Raw genomic sequence first — 17,256 nt, 5'->3', positions numbered from 1 at the left:
TGTCACCGTCATGTCGCATGCGACCTTTTCGCTACCCCGTTCCGCGGCCACGAGTCCGTCACCTTTTAGCGCACTTTTATTCGACACGCGGCGTTCGTCCGCGTCAGGGAGTTCCATCATGATTGGTTTGGTTCGCGCCGTGACATTGTGCGCCACGCTGGCGTTCGGCCTCGTCACAGCGCAGGCGGCGGACAAGGCGTTCAAGCGCGACGATCTGGCCGATTCGGCGATCAAGCTGGAGGCCCAGATCAAGAGCGAGGCGGGGCCGGTCAGCAAATCCGGCGCCAATTTGCGGACCGACGCCGACGCCGCGTTCAAACGCGGCGACTTCCGCACTGGCCTGCAAATCCTGGGGCAGATCGCGGCCACCACGCCTGAGGACAGTGCCAATTGGCTGCGGCTGGCCCGCACTATCTTTCTGATCCGCTCCGCCAACAGCTCCGAACTGACCTTCCTCCTGGAGCGCGCCTCGACCGCGGCCTATATCGCCTATCAGCGCGCCGCCAATGCCGGCGAGGAGGCCGATGCGCTTGCCGTGCTCGGCCGCTCGCTGTCCGACCGCAAACTGTGGCGCCCGTCGCTCGATGCGTTGCGGCTCTCGCTGGACCTGCGCGAGGTCGCCGACGTGCGCGGCCAATACGAGAAAATGCGCGACGAGCATGGTTTTCGGCTGCTGGATTATACGGTTGATTCCGATTCCGCATCGCCGCGGACCTGTTTCCAGTTCTCCGAAGACCTCGCCAAGCGAACTGATTTCGCGCCGTTCCTGGCGCTGGCGGGCAGCGACAAGCCGGCCCTATCGTCGGAAGGCAAGCAGCTCTGCGTCGATGGCCTGAAGCACGGCGAGCGCTACAACATCAATCTGCGCGCCGGATTGCCGTCCACCGTAAAGGAAACCCTGCCGAAATCGGCCGAATTCAACATCTATGTGCGCGACCGCAAGCCGTTCGTGCGCTTCACCGGCCGCGCCTATGTGCTGCCGCGCACCGGCCAGCGCGGCATTCCGCTGGTCAGTGTCAATACGCCCTCAGTGACGGTCGATGTGTTCAGGATCGGCGACCGCAATCTGATCAACACCGTGATCGACAGCGATTTCCAGCAGAGCCTCAGCAAATACCAGCTCTCGAGCTTGGGTGACGAGCGCGGCGTCAAGGTCTGGTCGGGGGAACTCGCGACCGCGACCACGCTCAATCAGGACGTCACGACCGCGTTTCCGGTCGATCAGGCGCTCGGCGATCTGCAGCCCGGCGTCTATGTGATGACCGCTGCAGCCAAGGGGCCGGGCAGCGACGACGACAATTCGCTGGCGACGCAGTGGTTCATCGTCTCGGACATGGGTCTCGCGGCATTTTCCGGCAATGACGGCATTCATGTCTTCGTCAATTCGCTGGCGTCAACCGAGGCGGTCGCAAAAGCCGAAGTACGGCTGGTCGCGCGCAACAACGAGATCCTGGCGACCCGCAAGACCGACGAGTCAGGCCACGTGTTGTTCGAGGCGGGGCTGGCGCGCGGCGAGGGCGGTCTTTCGCCGGCGCTTCTGACCGTGACCAGCGAGAAGGCCGACTACGCCTTCCTGAGCCTGAAATCCAATGCCTTCGATCTCAGCGATCGCGGCGTGTCCGGCCGCACCGTGCCCGCGGGCGCCGATGCGTTTGTTTATGCCGAGCGCGGCGTCTACCGCTCCAACGAGACGGTGTACCTGACCGCGCTGGTGCGCGACGGCCAAGGCAATGCCGTGACCGGCGGGCCGCTGACCCTGGTGATCGAGCGCCCCGACGGGGTCGAATTCCGCCGCGCCGTCTTGCCGGATCAAGGCGCGGGCGGGCGGAGCCTCGCGGTTGCACTCAATTCGGCGGTTCCGACCGGGACCTGGCGGGTGCGGGCGTTCACCGATCCCAAGGCTTCGGCGGTCGGCGAAACCACCTTCATGGTCGAGGATTACATCCCTGAACGGATCGAATTTGATATATCTTCCAAAGATAAACAGATTAAGGCTGATCTTCCTGTAGAACTTAAAGTAGATGGTCATTTCCTCTACGGCGCGCCGGCCTCTGGACTGCAGCTTGAGGGCGACATGCTGGTGGCCCCGGCGTCGGAACGGCCCGGCTATGCCGGCTACCAGTTCGGCGTAGCCGACGAGGAAACCGCCAGCAACGAACGCACCCCGATCGAGAACCTGCCGGAAGCCGACGCCAATGGCGTCGCCACGTTCCCGGTCAGTCTTGCCAAGCCGCCATCCTCGACCCGTCCGCAGGAAGCCCAGATATTCATCCGCATGGCGGAAGCCGGCGGTCGCGCCGTCGAGCGCAAACTGGTGCTGCCGGTCGCCCCGGCCAGCGCGATGATTGGCGTCAAGCCGCTGTTCGGCGACAAGAGCGTCGCGGAAGGCGACAAGGCCGCGTTCGATGTGGTGTTCGCGGCCCCCGACGGCAAATCGCTGGCGCGCGACGGCTTGCGCTACGAGCTGCTGAAGATGGAGTCGCGCTATCAGTGGTATCGCCAGAGTTCGTCCTGGGAATATGAACCGGTCAAATCGACCACCCGCATCGCCGATGGCGATCTGACCATTGCCGCCGACAAGCCATCGCGTATCACCCTGTCGCCGCAGCCTGGCCGCTATCGCCTCGATGTCAAAACGGCCGACGCCGACGGGCCGCTAACGTCAGTCCAGTTCGATGTCGGCTGGTATTCCGACGGCAGCGCCGATACGCCAGACCTTTTGGAAACCTCGGTCGACAAGCCCGAGTACCAGTCCGGCGACACCATGGTGGTGTCGGTCAATGCCCGCACCGCCGGCAAGCTGACCATCAATGTGCTCGGCGACCGGCTACTGACCACGCAATCGTCAGACGTCAAGGAAGGCACCGCGCAGGTCAAAATTCCGGTCGGCAAGGATTGGGGCACCGGCGCCTATGTGGTGGCGACGCTGCGCCGTCCGCTCGACGCTGCGGCGCAAAGAATGCCGGGCCGGGCCATCGGGCTGAAATGGTTCGGGATCGACAAGAAGGCCCGCACCATCGAGGTCAAGCTGACGCCGCCGGCCTTGGTGCGCCCGAACACCATGCTGAAGATTCCAGTGAAGCTCGGCGGGTTGAACCCCGGCGAAGATGCAAAGATCGTGGTTGCGGCTGTCGATGTCGGCATTCTCAATCTGACCAATTACAAGCCGCCGGCGCCGGACGATTATTACCTCGGCCAGCGCCGCATGACCTCGGAAATCCGCGACATCTATGGCCAATTGATCGACGGTATGCAGGGCACCCGTGGCCGGCTCAGAACCGGCGGCGACGGCGCTGGTGCGGAACTACAGGGCAGCCCGCCGACGCAGAAGCCGCTGGCGCTTTATTCCGGAATCGTCACGGTAGCCGCCGACGGCACCGCCGAAATCAGCTTCGATATTCCGGAATTCGCCGGCACCGCCCGCGTGATGGCGGTTGCCTGGACCTCGACCAAGCTCGGCCGCGCCACCACTGATGTAACGGTGCGCGATCCCGTGGTGCTGACGGCAACCTTGCCGCGCTTCCTGCTCAACGGCGATCATGGCACCATGAGTTTTGACCTCGACAATGTCGAGGGCGCGCCCGGCGACTACACCGTCAACGTCAAGGCTTCGGGCCCGGTGAAAGTATCCGGCAGTCCGTCGACGACGGTAAAACTCGCCGCCAAGCAACGAACCTCAATGTCGCTGGCGCTCGATGCGAGTTATGCCGGAAATGCGCAGTTCGACGTCGACATCAAAGGGCCTGATGGCCTGACCCTGGCGCGGCATTATGCGCTCGACGTCAAGCCGGCGACGCAAATCCTGGCGCGCCGCTCGATTCGGACGCTGGCCAAGGGTGAGAGTCTGACGCTGACGTCAGACATGTTCTCGGATCTGGTGCAGGGCACCGGCGGCGTCTCGCTGTCGGTCGGCCTGTCGACGGCGCTCGATGCCGCCACCATCCTCAAAGCGCTGGATCGCTATCCCCATGGCTGTTCGGAGCAGATCACCAGCCGCGCGATGCCGCTATTGTACGTCAACGATCTGGCGGCTGGCGCACACTTGGCGATGGATACCGAGGTCGATCAGCGCATCCGGGACGCCATCGATCGGCTGTTGGCGCGGCAAGGCTCGAACGGATCGTTCGGGCTGTGGTCGGCCGGCGGCGACGACGCCTGGCTCGATGCATACGTGACGGATTTCCTGACCCGCGCCCGCGAAAAGGGGTTTGTCGTCCCGGACGTGCTGTTCAAAAGCGCGCTCGATCGCATTCGTAATTCCGTCGTCAACGCGAACGAGCCGGAAAAGGATGGTGGGCGTAATCTCGCTTATGGGCTCTACGTGCTCGCCCGCAACGGCACCGCGCCGATCGGCGATCTGCGTTATCTCGCCGATACCAAACTGAGCAATCTGGCGACCCCGATTGCGAAGTCGCAATTGGCAGCCGCGCTGGCGCTGGTCGGCGACAAGGGCAGGGCGGAGCGGGTCTATGCCGCGGCCCTCGACAGCCTGGCGCCCAAACCAGTGCTGGAGTTCGGCCGGGTCGATTACGGCAGCGCCTTGCGCGACGCCGCGGCACTGGTGTCGCTGGCCAGCGAAGGCAATGCGCCGCGGGCGACGCTGACCCAGGCGGTCGCGCGGGTCGAAGTGGCGCGCGGGCTGACGCCTTACACATCCACGCAGGAAAATGCCTGGCTGGTGCTGGCGTCGCGCGCGCTGTCGAAGGAAACCATGGCGCTCGATATCGATGGCGCACCGGTCAAGACTGCGCTCTATCGCAGCTACAAAGCCGCCCAGATGGCGGGCAAGCCGATCAAGATCACCAACACCGGCGATGCGCCGGTGCAGGCGGTGGTTTCCGTGAGCGGCGCGCCGGTTACCCCGGAGCCCGCGGCATCGAACGGCTTCAAGATCGAGCGCAATTACTTTACGCTCGACGGCAAGCCGGCCGATGTGTCGAAAGCCAAGCAGAACGACCGCTTTGCAGTGGTGCTCAAGATCACCGAGGCGAAGCCGGAATACGGTCACATCATGGTGTCGGATTATCTCCCGGCTGGGCTCGAGATCGACAATCCGCATCTGGTCTCGTCAGGTGACACCGGCACGCTCGACTGGATCGAGGACGGTCAGGAGCCTGAAAATACCGAGTTCCGAGATGATCGCTTCACCGCGGCCGTCGATCGCGCCAGCGACAGCAAGGCGGTGTTTACGGTCGCCTATGTCGTGCGTGCGGTCTCCCCCGGCAAATACGTGCTGCCGCAGGCCTATGTCGAGGACATGTATAACCCCTCGCGCTACGGCCGCTCCGGCACCGGCTCCGTTGAGGTGCGTTCGGCGAAATGAGTTCAGCCGCGATCATAACGCCGGCTGAACGCCGCTGGCGACGGATCAAGCTTGCAGCGGCGGTCTCTGCCGCAGCAAGCCTTATACTGGTCGGCGCATTCGCTGCGTGGGTCATTTCGCTTGGACCTCTTCCGCTGCAGCAGGCGCGTCAGGTCTCCACGACAATTGTTGATCGTAACGGCAAGCTGCTCCGCGCCTATGCGATGGCCGACGGCCGCTGGCGGTTGCCGGTCGATGCGAAGACCAATGTCGATCCGGGTTATCTCAAGCTGTTGCTGGCTTACGAGGACCGACGCTTCCGGTCTCATGCCGGCGTCGATCCGTTGGCGCTTGGCCGCGCCGCGTTTCAACTTGTCACCCGTGGTCATATCGTCTCCGGCGGCTCCACGATCACGATGCAACTGGCGCGGCTGTTGGAGCCGCGGCGGGAACGATCGGTCACCGCCAAGCTGCGCCAGATGGTCCGCGCGCTCGAAATCGAACGGCGGATGACAAAGGACCAGATCCTCGATCTGTATCTGGCGCTGGCGCCGTATGGCGGCAATCTCGAAGGCATTCGCGCCGCCTCGATCGCCTATTTCGGCAAGGAGCCGAAGCGCCTGTCGCTGGCGGAAGCCGCGCTATTGGTAGCGCTGCCGCAGTCGCCGGAAAACCGGCGTGCGGATCGGCATCCCGAAATCGCACATGCGGCGCGCGACCGCGTGCTCGACCGCATGGTCGAAGACGGCCAGGTATCGGCGGAAGACGCGACGCAGGCCAAGGCCGTGCCGGTGCCGCGGTTACGCAAGCCGATGCCCATTCTGGCCCCGCATTCGGCCGATCAGGCCATCAGCATCGTAAAAGATACACCGTTGATCAAGTTGACGCTGGATTCAGGCCTGCAGCGGAATCTCGAAGCTTTGGCGCATGACCGCGCGATTACTTTGGGCCCGACTATTTCCGTGGCGATCATCGCGGTCGACAATGAAAGCGGCGACGTGCTGGCGCGAGTCGGCTCGCCGGATTATTTCGACGACCGTCGCGCCGGGCAGGTCGATATGACCCGTGCCATACGCTCGCCCGGATCGACGCTAAAGCCGTTCATCTATGGCATGGCGTTTGAGGATGGTTTCGTTCATCCCGAAAGTCTGATCGATGACCGGCCGATCCGCTTCGGCTCTTATGCGCCGGAAAATTTCGACATGACCTTTCAGGGCACGGTGCCGGTGCGTAAGGCGCTGCAGATGTCCCTGAATGTCCCGGCCATAGCGCTGTTGGATCGCGTCGGTGCCAGCCGCCTGTCGTCCCGGCTGAAGCAGGCCGGGGCCAATCTGGTGTTGCCCAAGGACGAGACGCCGGGCCTCGCGATGGGATTAGGCGGCGTCGGCATCACCTTACAGGATCTGGTGCAACTCTATGGCGGGTTGGCGCGGCTTGGCAGTACCCGCCCGCTGCGTGAGATCATGAGGGCGAACGATGACGCGCGTGAACCCCTGCGTCTAATGGATCCCGTGTCGGCGTGGCAGGTCGGAAATGTGCTGCTGGGTACGCCGCCGCCGGAGAATGGCGTGCACAATCGGATCGCCTTCAAGACCGGCACCAGCTACGGCTACCGCGATGCCTGGTCGGTCGGTTTCGATGGCCGCATCACCATCGGGGTCTGGGTCGGACGGCCGGATGGCGCGCCCGCGCCGGGAATTGTCGGTCGCACCGCTGCGGCGCCGATCCTGTTCGATGCCTTTGCCCGTACCGGCAAACTGCCGGCGTCGCTGCCGAAACCTCCGAAAGGGACCTTGGTGGCGAGCAACGCCAAACTGCCGTTGCCGCTGCGGCGGTTTCGGCCGGTGGGAGAGCTGGTCCGGACCGGTGGCGAGCAGGCGCCGCATATCCAGTTTCCGCTGAACGGTTCGCGGATCGACGCCGCGGGCCCGGGCGGCACGTCATTTTCCGCGATGCCGGTGAAGGTCGCCGGCGGCGTGCTGCCAATGACCGTGCTGGTAAACGGGGTGTCGGCCGGGGAAATCGACAGCCGCCGCCAGCGGCTGGTCGATCCGCCCGGTCCGGGCTTCACCCGATTGACCGTGATCGACGCCATGGGCGCCGCGGACACAGTTGTCGTAAGAATTCAATAGCGATGCGCTAAGCGGTTGTCCCGATAGTGGTTTCGGCGTATGCGAAACCGATGGCCGAGACCTATGCCCGCCCCCGATTTGGAGCACCGAGAGAGCCGAAAAACCGGGTAAATCCGGGCAATCGGTTCGTCGCGGTGATCGATTTTGTGACGGCCAGTCATGTCAGGGCGGTCGCGTTTTTGGCCGTGTGCGGGTTTTTGCTGTTCCTGCCCGGGTTTTTCAACATTCCGCCGATCGATCGCGATGAAGCGCGGTTCGCACAGGCGACCAAGCAAATGGTCGAAAGCGGCGATTTCGTCGATATCCGGTTCCAGGACGAGGTTCGCTACAAGAAACCGGTCGGCATCTACTGGATGCAGGCGGCCGCGGTCGAAACCGCTTCGGCGCTCGGGCTGCCGCGGGCGCAGGTTCGGGTCTGGCTCTATCGGGTGCCATCCCTGATCGGCGCCATCGGCGCGGTACTGCTGACCTACTGGACGGCGCTCGCTTTTGTCACGCGGCGCGGCGCGATATTGGCCGCGCTGATCATGTGCAGCTCGGTCCTGCTGGGCGTCGAGGCGCGGCTGGCGAAGACCGATGCGATGCTGCTGCTGACCGTCGTCGCGGCGATGGGGGCGATAGCGCGGGTCTATCTGTCCTGGCAGCGCGGAGAGGACCCCGCGCATCCGCCGTGGAGCGGGCCGGTGATCTTCTGGACTGCACTTGCGGGCGGCGTGCTGCTCAAAGGCCCGCTGATCCTGATGTTCGTGGGGCTGACAATCGTCACCCTGGCGATCCTCGATCGTTCCGCCGCATGGCTTTGGCGTCTGCGTCCGGTCTGGGGTCTGATGTGGATGCTGGTGCTGGTGCTGCCCTGGTTCATCGCCATTTTCTGGCGCGCCGGCGACGCGTTCTTTTCAGACTCCATTGGCGGCGACATGCTGAGCAAGCTGGGGGCGCAGGAATCTCATGGCGCGCCGCCGGGAATCTACTTGCTGCTGTTCTGGATCACGTTCTGGCCAGGCGCGCCGCTGGCGGGCATGGCGGCGCCCGCTGTCTGGCGGGCGAGGCGCGAGCCCGGCGCGCAATTCCTGCTGGCCTGGCTCATTCCGTCGTGGATCGTGTTCGAACTGGTGCTGACCAAACTGCCGCATTACGTGCTGCCGCTCTATCCGGCGATCGCGATCCTGACCATTGGCGCATTGGAGCGCCGGGTGTTGTCGCGGTCCTGGCTGATGCGCGGTGCGGCGTGGTGGTTCGTCATTCCGGCCGTGACGTCCGTTATCGCAGTGGTCGGCGCGGTCACACTGACGCGCCAGCCGGTGTTTCTGGCGTGGCCGTTCGTGGCGGCGGCGCTTATTTTCGGACTGTTTGCGTGGTGGCTCTATGACGATAATCGCGCCGAACGGTCGCTGCTGACCGCGGTGGTCTCCGCGATGTTTCTGGCGTTCGCTGTCTATGGCGTTGTGCTGCCGGCATTGACGCCGTTATTCCCCAGCGCCGAGGTGGCGCGGGCGCTGCGCAATGTCGTCTGCGTCGGGCCGAAAGCGGCCGCGGCGGGTTTTCACGAACCGAGCCTGGTTTTTATGACGGGCACCTCGACATTGCTGACGGATGGCTCGGGTGCGGCGGATTTCTTAGGGCAGGGCAGCTGCCGGTTTGCGCTGGTGGAAGCGCGTTCGGAGCGAGGCTTTGCGCAGCGCGCCGAAGCCATCGGGTTACGCTACGATGTGGCCGCCCGGGTTGACGGCTATAATATTTCGCAGGGCAGGGCGATTTCCATCGCGATCTTCCGCTCCGAAGGCACGGAATAACATGCCTGCTCCATCCGGCCTCGACGAAGCCTCGCCCTATTTCGTGCAGGTGTTTGGCGTGATGCGGCGCTCGTTCAACGGGCTGGTGCGTCCGCCATCGTCGCCGCTGCGCGCCGAGGCGGCGGCCAGGACACGGCGGCAGATTGCGTGGCTGCTCGGTATTGGCGCCGTGGCCGTCGCTGGATTGATGGTTTTCGTCGATGCGTGGGAGATCGGCCTGATGCCGCCGCGCGGCACCGCAAGCTTGTGGCCCGCGCGCATTCTGACCGACTTCGCCAAGGACGAATATGTGCTTACAGCGCTGCTGTTGGCGCTGCTGATCGTAGCCCTTGTTGTGCCGCGATCGCGGGAGAATTTGCGTTCACGTTGGCTCGGCCTGGGAACGCAATTCGAATATTTGTTTCTGGCGGTGCTGATCCCCGTGCTCGCGAGCGAAGTCATCAAATGGGTTGTGGGGCGTGGCCGGCCGTTCGTGGGGGGCAAGGCGAATGCCTTCAATTTCGTGCCTTTCAATGGGACCGAAGCCCATTTCAGTTTGCCGTCCGCGCATTCGATCACGGCGTTTGCCTTGGCCTTTGCGGTTAGCGCCGTCTGGCCACGGACACGGGTCGTGATGTTTGCTTATGCCATCGTGATTTTATTAACGCGTCTGGTGCTGCTGGCGCACCATCCGAGCGACGTCGTCGCCGGTGCCGTGATCGGCGTGGTCGGCGCCATGGCCGTGCGATACTGGTTCGCCGCACGCCGGCTCGGCTTTGCCATCGGCGGCGGGGGAGAAATTGTCCCGCTTTCAAGGCATTAGCCGGGTCCCTCAAAAGGGTTGCCCGCGTCCTCCCGGCCCCATAAGAAGCGACATCAGTGCGGCCGGATACGAAGTTCCCGGTGCCGGCCAACTCAAACCATGAGCCCTGATTTGCTGCCTTCCGATCCCGCCGTGGCCGTTTCCATCGTTGTTCCCGTGCGCAACGAGGCCGACAACGTAGCCCCGCTGATTGCCGAGATCGTCGCGGCGCTCGACGGCCGATGGGCCTATGAAATCATCTACGTCAACGACGGCTCGACCGATGCGACACCTGAACGGCTGATCGAAATCATGAAGCAGCGTGGCAATCTGCGCCAGATCCGCCACGAGATATCGACGGGTCAGTCGGCGGCGGTGCGCAGCGGAGTCCGTGCCGCGCGCGGCAGCATCGTGGCCACGCTCGACGGCGACGGGCAAAACAATCCGGCGTTCCTGCCCGATTTGATTTCGGCGATCGAACGGGGCGGTGAGCGCGTTGGGCTTGCCGCAGGTCAGCGTGTCGGACGCAAGGATACCGGCTTCAAGAAAATCCAGTCGCGCATCGCCAATGGCGTGCGCAACGCCATCCTGCGCGATGGTACAAGGGACACCGGCTGCGGCCTGAAGGCCTTCCGGCGTGATGTGTTCCTGGCGATGCCGTATTTCGACGGCCTGCATCGGTTTTTGCCGGCGCTGATGCGCCGCGAAGGATACGGAATCGCCTATGTCGACGTGACCGACCGGCCACGTCACTCGGGTGTGTCCAATTACGGCTTCTTCGACCGGCTCTGGATCGGAATCATGGATCTTGCCGGGGTGTGGTGGCTGATCCGACGCAAGAAGCCGACGCCTATCGCGACCGAGGTGACGCCATGACTGAATTATTGAACAACCTTGCCAGCTACTTTCACGATGTCTTCGTCATCAAATTCGACGGCTGGGTCATTCTTGGCTTTGTGGCGCAGGGATTTTTCACCATGCGCTTCCTGGTGCAGTGGATCGCGTCGGAACGCGCCCGCAAGAGCGTGATACCGGTGGCGTTCTGGTTTTTCTCGATCGGGGGCGGCGCGCTGCTGCTGGTCTATGCGCTGTACCGCCGAGACCCGGTATTTATTGCGGGGCAGGCGCTTGGGCTCGTGGTCTATCTGCGCAATATGTATTTCATCATCATCAACAGCCGGCAGGTATCGGCCGATAACCGAGCGTGACGCGCCTCACGAACCGCTTGCCCGTTTTGTGATAGGCTGTTCCGCGGTCGGTTTGACCAAACAAGCTTGTGGCGGAGCAGGGCATGCAATGCGCTCGCGCGATCATGGCGATCATTTTCGTGATTGCTGCGTCCTTTGCCTGTCAAAGCGCGTGGGCTCAGCGCGGCAACGCCATCGACACGCTTGCCGCGCAAATGAAAGAGGCGGGCGAGACCGGGCATAATGCTGAAGGGCTGGCGCTGGCGCAAAAGCTCGAGGCGCTGGTGCGTCGGCAGCAGGGCACCAGCAATATGAATTATGCGGGCGTCCTGCACAATCAGGGCATGTTCCTGTACAATCTCGGCCGGTATCCGGAAGCGGTCGACAAGCTGAATGCGGCCCTGGCGGTCAAGCTCAAAAACAACGATGCGGCGTCGACGCTGCGATCATCCAACATATTAACTGCGGCGTTGGCGAGGCTGGAACGCCGGGCCGAAGCATCAGCGGCGGCTGAACGTGCGCTGGCGATTGGAACCCGGGCGTTCGGTCCTGATGACGCGCGAGTGAGCGGAGTTCTTTCGGCGCTCGGCGATCTCGCGCGGGATCAGGAGAACTACAAGGATGCCGAGCGCTATTTCGAGCGTGCGCTGATGGCCCAGCAAAAGTCACCGCTTGCGGCTCCCTTGGAAGTCGCAGAATCGATGGACAATCTCGGCGATGTCTACGGCCTGGAAGGCCGGTTCGACGACGGCGAGCGAATGCTCAGCCAAAGTCTGAAATTGCTGGAGCAAACCTACGGCGGCAGCGTTCAGGGTGCGCCCAGTTATCAAAAAGCTCTGAATGATCTCGGCAATCTCTACAAAGACGCAGGGCGTTTTTCCGAGGCGGAGAAGGCGTTCGGGCGCTCGCTCGTCGCCGCGCGCGCTTCGCTCGGCGAGGATCACCACAATGTCGCGGCGACCATGGGGAATCTTGCGACCGTCCTGGAGCAGGAGTCGCGGTTGACCGAGGCCGAGGATCTCTACAAGCGAACCCTCGCCATTTATGAAAAAAGATTCGGACCCAATACTACGATAACGGCAATAGGCTTGAATAATCTCGCCAACGTTTATGCCGCGCAGGGGCGCATCCAGGAAGCCGCCGGTCTTCAACAACGTGTTCTGGCGATCTACGAAAAGGCGCTCGGTCCTGAGAGCCCGGATGTCGGCCGCAGCCTAAACAACCTCGCCAACAGCTATGCTGATTTGGGTAGAAGAGATGAAGCGCTGCCGCTTTACGAGCGGGCGCTGCGCATCATGGAGAAAAAATTTGGCGAGAACAGCGGCGCAAGTTCGCTGGCCATCGGCGCCATGGGACGAATATTGAAGGACGAGGGGCGCTTCGAAGAGGCGGCGCAATATCTCGAGCGCGAGTTGAAAATCGACGAGCGCGCGCTGGGGCCGGAACATCCGCATCTCGTGAACGATCTTCGTAGCGTAGGCGTTCTCGAAACCATGACCGGAAATTACGCCGATGCGCGGGCGCGACTTGAGCGCGCGCTGGCGATCGCGCAGGCTAAATTGGGCGCCCGTCACCACGATACGATTGCGGCCACGGTCAACCTTGCCGATGTTGACGGCCACGAAAACAAATGGCCTGCGGCATTGGCACTGCTGCGGCGTGCTTCCGTTGCGATGGAGGCCGATGGCCGGAATGATGCACAGTTCAAACGCTTCACGGACCTCGATTCCTCATTGATCGAAGCGGTCTGGCGCGTCGCGGATGGTAAACCGGATGACGCCGCAAAGAACGAAGCCTTCGGCGCCGCGCAGCGCGCCCGCGAGACACAGGCGGGAGCCGCTCTGTCTCAAATGGCGGCGCGGTTCGGCGCCGGCAACGATGCGATTGCGTCGGTGGTGCGCCGGCAACAGGACCTCAAGGCCTCACTCGACAGCCTTGAAAAGCGCATCACTACCGAGCTTGGCGCGCCCGATGGCAAGCGCAACGACGCCTTGATTACGAGCCTTCGCGCCGAAAGCGTGCGGGCGCGTCAGTCTTTCGAGGAAACGTCGGCGCGGATCGCACGCGAATTTCCCGCCTATGCCGAATTATCCAGCCCCGCACCGCTAACGATCGCGCAGACCCAGGCGTTGCTCAAGCCGGACGAGGCACTGGTCTCGTTCTTCAGTTTGAGCGACAAAAGCTACGTCTTCGCCGTCACCCGCGAGACCAATGTCTGGCAGCAAATTCCCCTGGGGAATAAAGCCATTAGCGATCAGGTCAGTAAATTGCGCCTTGGCCTGTTCGATCCCGCGCCGGATGCCGCCCCAAAACCGTTCGATCTCGACGCCTCGTTCGATCTGTATTCGGCGCTGATCGGGCCGGTCGAAAGCGCGATCGCGAACAAGCCAAAACTGCTGGTGGTGCCGACGGGAGCGCTGACCAGTCTGCCGTTTCATGTCCTGGTGACCAAAAAGCCGGATCCGAAGGTTGCGCCGGAGGATCGCTATCGCCTGGCGGCGTGGCTGCTCAACGACAAGGCGACGACTGTATTGCCGTCGGTGGCGAGCCTGCGCGCGTTGCGGGTCTTCGCCAGGACGTCGCGTGCGACCAAGCCATTTATTGGCTTCGGCGATCCGCAATTGCGGCGTTCCGGTGGCGAGAGCAAACGGGCCGCGGCGCGCGGCGTGCAGCCCTACGAGAGCTACTACCGCGGCTCGGTCGTCGATATCGAGCAGTTGCGAACCGGGCTACCCGCGTTACCTGACACCGCCGATGAGCTGCGCGCCGTGGCGCGCGATCTCGGCGCCACCGACGACGACGTGAAGCTCGGTGCCGCGGCCACCGTCACGCTCGTCAGGGCGACGCCGCTGGAGCAGTATCGGGTTATCGACTTCGCAACCCATGGCCTGGTGGCTGGCGAAGTCAGCGGCTTGAGTGAGCCTGCATTGGTGCTCAGCCTGCCGGACAAGCCGACCGCCGAGGACGACGGCCTGCTCACTGCGAGCCGCATTGCCAAACTCAATCTCGATGCGGATTGGGCGGTGCTTTCAGCCTGCAACACAGCGGCGGGCGACAAGCCCGGCGCGGAAGGTCTTTCAGGTCTTGCGCGCGCATTCTTCTATGCCGGCGCGCGCTCGCTCCTGGTATCGTATTGGCCGGTGGAATCCTCGGCCGCCGTCAAGCTGACGACCGGTGCTTTCGCCGGGCTGCGCAAAAATCCCGGAATCGGCCGGGCCGAAGCCTTGCGGCGTTCGATTCAGGCGCTGATCGCCGACCGGTCTTCCGCACACAATGCCGATCCCACGGCCTGGGCGCCGTTCGTGCTGGTGGGGGAAGGGGGCTGAAAGCGCTCCAATTAACCGCACCTTTACCATGTTTGAGCTAGCTTTTACGCAAGCATTTCAGACAAGGGTCACATCATGGCGTTCCGCGCAAATCAGCAGCTCCGCGAGGACATGTGGGACTATCGCTACAAATCATCGCCTGTCGAAGCGCCAGTCGAAAGCGAAAAAATCGTCAGCTTTCCGCCGTCCACTTCCAGGGAGTACGGCACGTCAGCACTCAATCTTGTACAGCAGGCCGCCGACATCTTTGGCGATATGGAAACCCACGCGCGTGAAACCGAAGCCCGCGCGCAATCGATGTACAAGAGCCTCACCGAGAAATTGCAGCAGGCCGAGATGCAGCGCGATTCGTCGGAGCGCGCACGCCGGGAAATCATCAGCGAACTAAACAACAGGATTCGGGACGTAACCCGCGCGCTGCAACAGGCTGAAGCGCGCATCACGGAAGCGGATGAACGCACTGTAGCGGCAGAGTTCCGCGCGCAGGCGGCCGAAAACCAGCTCTACAAAGCCAATTGCGAACTCGCGGCTGTGGAAGACGCTATTCGCAAGCGGCTTCTCTAAACTATCCTGGAAAAAGCCTGCGACTCACGTCGCCGGGGCGAGCTTGTCCTGAGTCTTGGTTTCAAAGTCGCTGGCGTCGTGGCGTTCGTGCAACTGGCTGGCGGGATCGCCCCAGGTCCGGTTGACCATGCGTCCTCGGCGCACCGCCGGACGTTGCGCGACAGCATCGGCCCAGCGCTGCAGGTTCTTGTAGTCCTGCACCTGCAAAAATTCGCCGGCTTCGTAGAGCACGCCCTTTGCCAGGCCGCCATACCAGGGCCATACCGCGATATCGGCGATGGTGTATTCATCACCCGCCAGATACGTGCTTTCCGCCAGGCGCCGGTCGAGCACGTCGAGCTGGCGCTTCACTTCCATGGCGAACCGGTCGATCGCATATTCGATCTTGGTCGGCGCATAGGCATAGAAATGGCCGAAGCCGCCCCCGAGATAGGGCGCACTGCCCATCTGCCAGAACAGCCACGACAGGCATTCGGCGCGCCTCGAATCGGTTGGCAACAGCACACCGAATTTCTCGGCGAGATGCATCAGGATCGCGCCGGATTCGAAGACCCGGACCGGCTTCGGTCCGCTGCGGTCCATCAACGCGGGTATCTTGGAGTTCGGGTTCACGGCCACGAAGCCGCTGCCGAATTGATTGCCGTCGATCTTGATCAGCCACGCGTCGTATTCCGCGCCGCTGAAACCAAGCGCCAGCAGCTCTTCCAGCATTACAGTGGCCTTCACGCCGTTCGGCGTGGCCAGCGAATAAAGTTGCAGCGGATGGCGTCCGACTGGCAATTCCTTCTCATGCGTTGGGCCTGCGATCGGGCGGTTGATGCTCGCGAACTTGCCGCCGCTCTCCTTGTTCCAGCTCCAGATTTTGGGGGGCGTGTAGTCGGATGCGTCGGTCATTGCTTTAAGCTCCAGACACCTGACGAGGCCGTCAGTTGCCGATTGTTCCAGTTATTTTGCACAACGTTTTTACGCGGCGTTGAAGGCCTCAAACCCGCGCGCCAGATCGGCTTTGAGATCTTCGACATTCTCCAGCCCGATATGGAGCCGAAGCGCCGGACCGCCCGGCGCCCATTTGGAGGCCGTACGATACGACGCACAGTCAAATGGAATGATCAGGCTCTCGAAGCCACCCCAGGAATAGCCCATGCCGAACAACTTTACGGCATCGAGCAGCGCATCGACCGACTTCTCCGGCGCCGGCTTCAGAATGATGCTGAACAGGCCGGAGGCGCCGGTAAAATCGCGTTTCCAGATCGCATGGCCGGGATGGCTTTCCAGCGCCGGATGCAACACCTCGATGACCTCGGGCCGCGCGGCCAGCCATCGCGCCATTTCCAGCCCCGATCTGTGATGCTGGGCGAGCCGCACCGCGAGCGTGCGCAGGCCGCGTATCGCAAGGAATACGTCGTCCGGGCCCGCACAAATGCCGAGCTGCCGGATCGTCTCGATCACATCAGGCCAGGCCCGGGCGTTCGCGGAGATGGTTCCGAACATGATGTCGGAATGTCCGCCGATATATTTGGTCGCGGCCTGGATGCTGATATCGACACCCAGATCGAGCGAGCGGTGAAACAGCGGCGTCGCCCATGTGTTGTCGTCGATCACGAGCGCGCCGCGCGCATGTGCGACGGCTGCGATGGCGGGAATATCCGGCATCTCGAAGGTTTGCGATCCCGGCGCTTCGACCAGCACTGCTTTGGTGTTGGGTTTGAACAGGGCATCGATGCCGGCGCCGATCATGGAATCGAAATAGGTGGTCTCGACGCCGTAGCCGGCCAACAGCCCGTTACAGAAATTGCGCGTGGGACGGTACACATTGTCGCAGACCAGAACGTGGTCGCCGGCCTTGAGCACCGCAAGCAGCGTCGTGGTGATCGCCGCCAGTCCCGACGGCGCAATGCCAACGCCCGCGCAGGCTGGGCCCTCGAGTGCCATCAAGGTCTGCTCAAACGCTTTGGTGGTCGGCGTTCCATAGCGGGCATAGCGGAATTCGCCACGATGGGCGTGCAGATCCTCAGCGGTGGGATAAAGCACGGTGGAACCATGGACCACCGGCGGATTAACGAATCCCTTTTGGGCCTTGGTGTCGCGACCCGCGGTCACCAGCGCCGTTTCCGCCTTGAGCGGCCTGGTCGCCCCCTCGTCGCCTGGAGAATTCATGTGTTTGCCGCCAA

At 63.0% G+C, this 17,256-nt stretch carries 9 protein-coding genes and 1 pseudogene; 8 read left to right on the top strand and 2 right to left on the bottom strand.

Annotation, left to right across the window (positions count from 1 at the left end; genetic code table 11):
* Positions 1–118 precede the first annotated feature (118 nt).
* From HB676_RS08280 to HB676_RS33740, 8 genes and pseudogenes are all read left to right on the top strand, one after another.
* Positions 119–5,323 carry an alpha-2-macroglobulin gene (locus HB676_RS08280; RefSeq protein ID WP_213737240.1) on the top strand — a complete coding sequence of 1,735 codons (5,205 nt, stop codon included), beginning with the start codon at positions 119–121 and terminating at the stop codon, positions 5,321–5,323.
* Positions 5,320–7,434 (top strand): penicillin-binding protein 1C, encoded by a 2,115-nt coding sequence (pbpC, locus tag HB676_RS08275; protein WP_213737239.1) that lies wholly within the window; start codon positions 5,320–5,322, stop codon positions 7,432–7,434. The genes HB676_RS08280 and pbpC overlap by 4 nt, the downstream gene beginning before the upstream one ends.
* A 50-nt stretch (positions 7,435–7,484) precedes the next feature.
* Positions 7,485–9,227 carry a glycosyltransferase family 39 protein gene (locus tag HB676_RS08270; protein WP_213737238.1) on the top strand — a complete coding sequence of 581 codons (1,743 nt, stop codon included), beginning with the start codon at positions 7,485–7,487 and terminating at the stop codon, positions 9,225–9,227.
* 1 nt (position 9,228) lies between these two features.
* Positions 9,229–10,073: pseudogene (locus HB676_RS08265) on the top strand (phosphatase PAP2 family protein).
* A gap of 55 nt (positions 10,074–10,128) precedes the next feature.
* The gene (locus HB676_RS08260) at positions 10,129–10,884 is read left to right on the top strand and encodes a glycosyltransferase family 2 protein (protein WP_213737236.1); all 756 of its coding nucleotides are present in this window, start codon (positions 10,129–10,131) and stop codon (positions 10,882–10,884) included.
* The gene (locus tag HB676_RS08255) at positions 10,881–11,216 is read left to right on the top strand and encodes a lipid-A-disaccharide synthase N-terminal domain-containing protein (RefSeq protein ID WP_213737234.1); all 336 of its coding nucleotides are present in this window, start codon (positions 10,881–10,883) and stop codon (positions 11,214–11,216) included. The genes HB676_RS08260 and HB676_RS08255 overlap by 4 nt, the downstream gene beginning before the upstream one ends.
* A gap of 83 nt (positions 11,217–11,299) precedes the next feature.
* The gene (locus HB676_RS08250; RefSeq protein ID WP_213737233.1) at positions 11,300–14,521 is read left to right on the top strand and encodes a CHAT domain-containing tetratricopeptide repeat protein; all 3,222 of its coding nucleotides are present in this window, start codon (positions 11,300–11,302) and stop codon (positions 14,519–14,521) included.
* Positions 14,522–14,596: 75 nt separating this feature from the next.
* Complete coding sequence (locus HB676_RS33740; RefSeq protein ID WP_249780131.1) at positions 14,597–15,085, top strand: hypothetical protein; 489 nt, start codon at positions 14,597–14,599, stop codon at positions 15,083–15,085.
* Between the two features lie 24 nt (positions 15,086–15,109).
* On the opposite strand, the gene yghU is transcribed toward HB676_RS33740, so the two are convergent.
* Both yghU and metC read right to left on the bottom strand, forming a co-directional pair.
* Positions 15,110–15,979, bottom strand: a complete 870-nt coding sequence (gene yghU / locus HB676_RS08240) for a glutathione-dependent disulfide-bond oxidoreductase (protein WP_213737232.1) — start codon at positions 15,977–15,979, stop codon at positions 15,110–15,112.
* Positions 15,980–16,048: 69 nt separating this feature from the next.
* Positions 16,049–17,242, bottom strand: a complete 1,194-nt coding sequence (metC, locus tag HB676_RS08235) for a cystathionine beta-lyase (RefSeq protein WP_213737231.1) — start codon at positions 17,240–17,242, stop codon at positions 16,049–16,051.
* Positions 17,243–17,256 lie beyond the last annotated feature (14 nt).

It is taken from the genome of Bradyrhizobium sp. dw_411, from assembly GCF_018449695.1.
In the GTDB taxonomy this organism is placed as follows: domain Bacteria; phylum Pseudomonadota; class Alphaproteobacteria; order Rhizobiales; family Xanthobacteraceae; genus Bradyrhizobium.
Note: the sequence above shows the minus strand (reverse complement) of the source record. Positions and strands in the feature narration are given on the sequence as shown.

Excerpts from the sequence above, each read along its gene's own strand:
- metC (WP_213737231.1), bottom strand. The coding sequence starts at position 17,242 with ATGAATTCTCCAGGCGACGAGGGGGCGACCAGGCCGCTCAAGGCGGAA.
- HB676_RS08260 (WP_213737236.1), top strand. The coding sequence starts at position 10,129 with ATGAGCCCTGATTTGCTGCCTTCCGATCCCGCCGTGGCCGTTTCCATC.
- HB676_RS08270 (WP_213737238.1), top strand. The coding sequence starts at position 7,485 with ATGGCCGAGACCTATGCCCGCCCCCGATTTGGAGCACCGAGAGAGCCG.
- yghU (WP_213737232.1), bottom strand. The coding sequence starts at position 15,979 with ATGACCGACGCATCCGACTACACGCCCCCCAAAATCTGGAGCTGGAAC.
- HB676_RS08250 (WP_213737233.1), top strand. The coding sequence starts at position 11,300 with ATGCAATGCGCTCGCGCGATCATGGCGATCATTTTCGTGATTGCTGCG.
- HB676_RS08280 (WP_213737240.1), top strand. The coding sequence starts at position 119 with ATGATTGGTTTGGTTCGCGCCGTGACATTGTGCGCCACGCTGGCGTTC.
- HB676_RS33740 (WP_249780131.1), top strand. The coding sequence starts at position 14,597 with ATGGCGTTCCGCGCAAATCAGCAGCTCCGCGAGGACATGTGGGACTAT.
- pbpC (WP_213737239.1), top strand. The coding sequence starts at position 5,320 with ATGAGTTCAGCCGCGATCATAACGCCGGCTGAACGCCGCTGGCGACGG.
- HB676_RS08255 (WP_213737234.1), top strand. The coding sequence starts at position 10,881 with ATGACTGAATTATTGAACAACCTTGCCAGCTACTTTCACGATGTCTTC.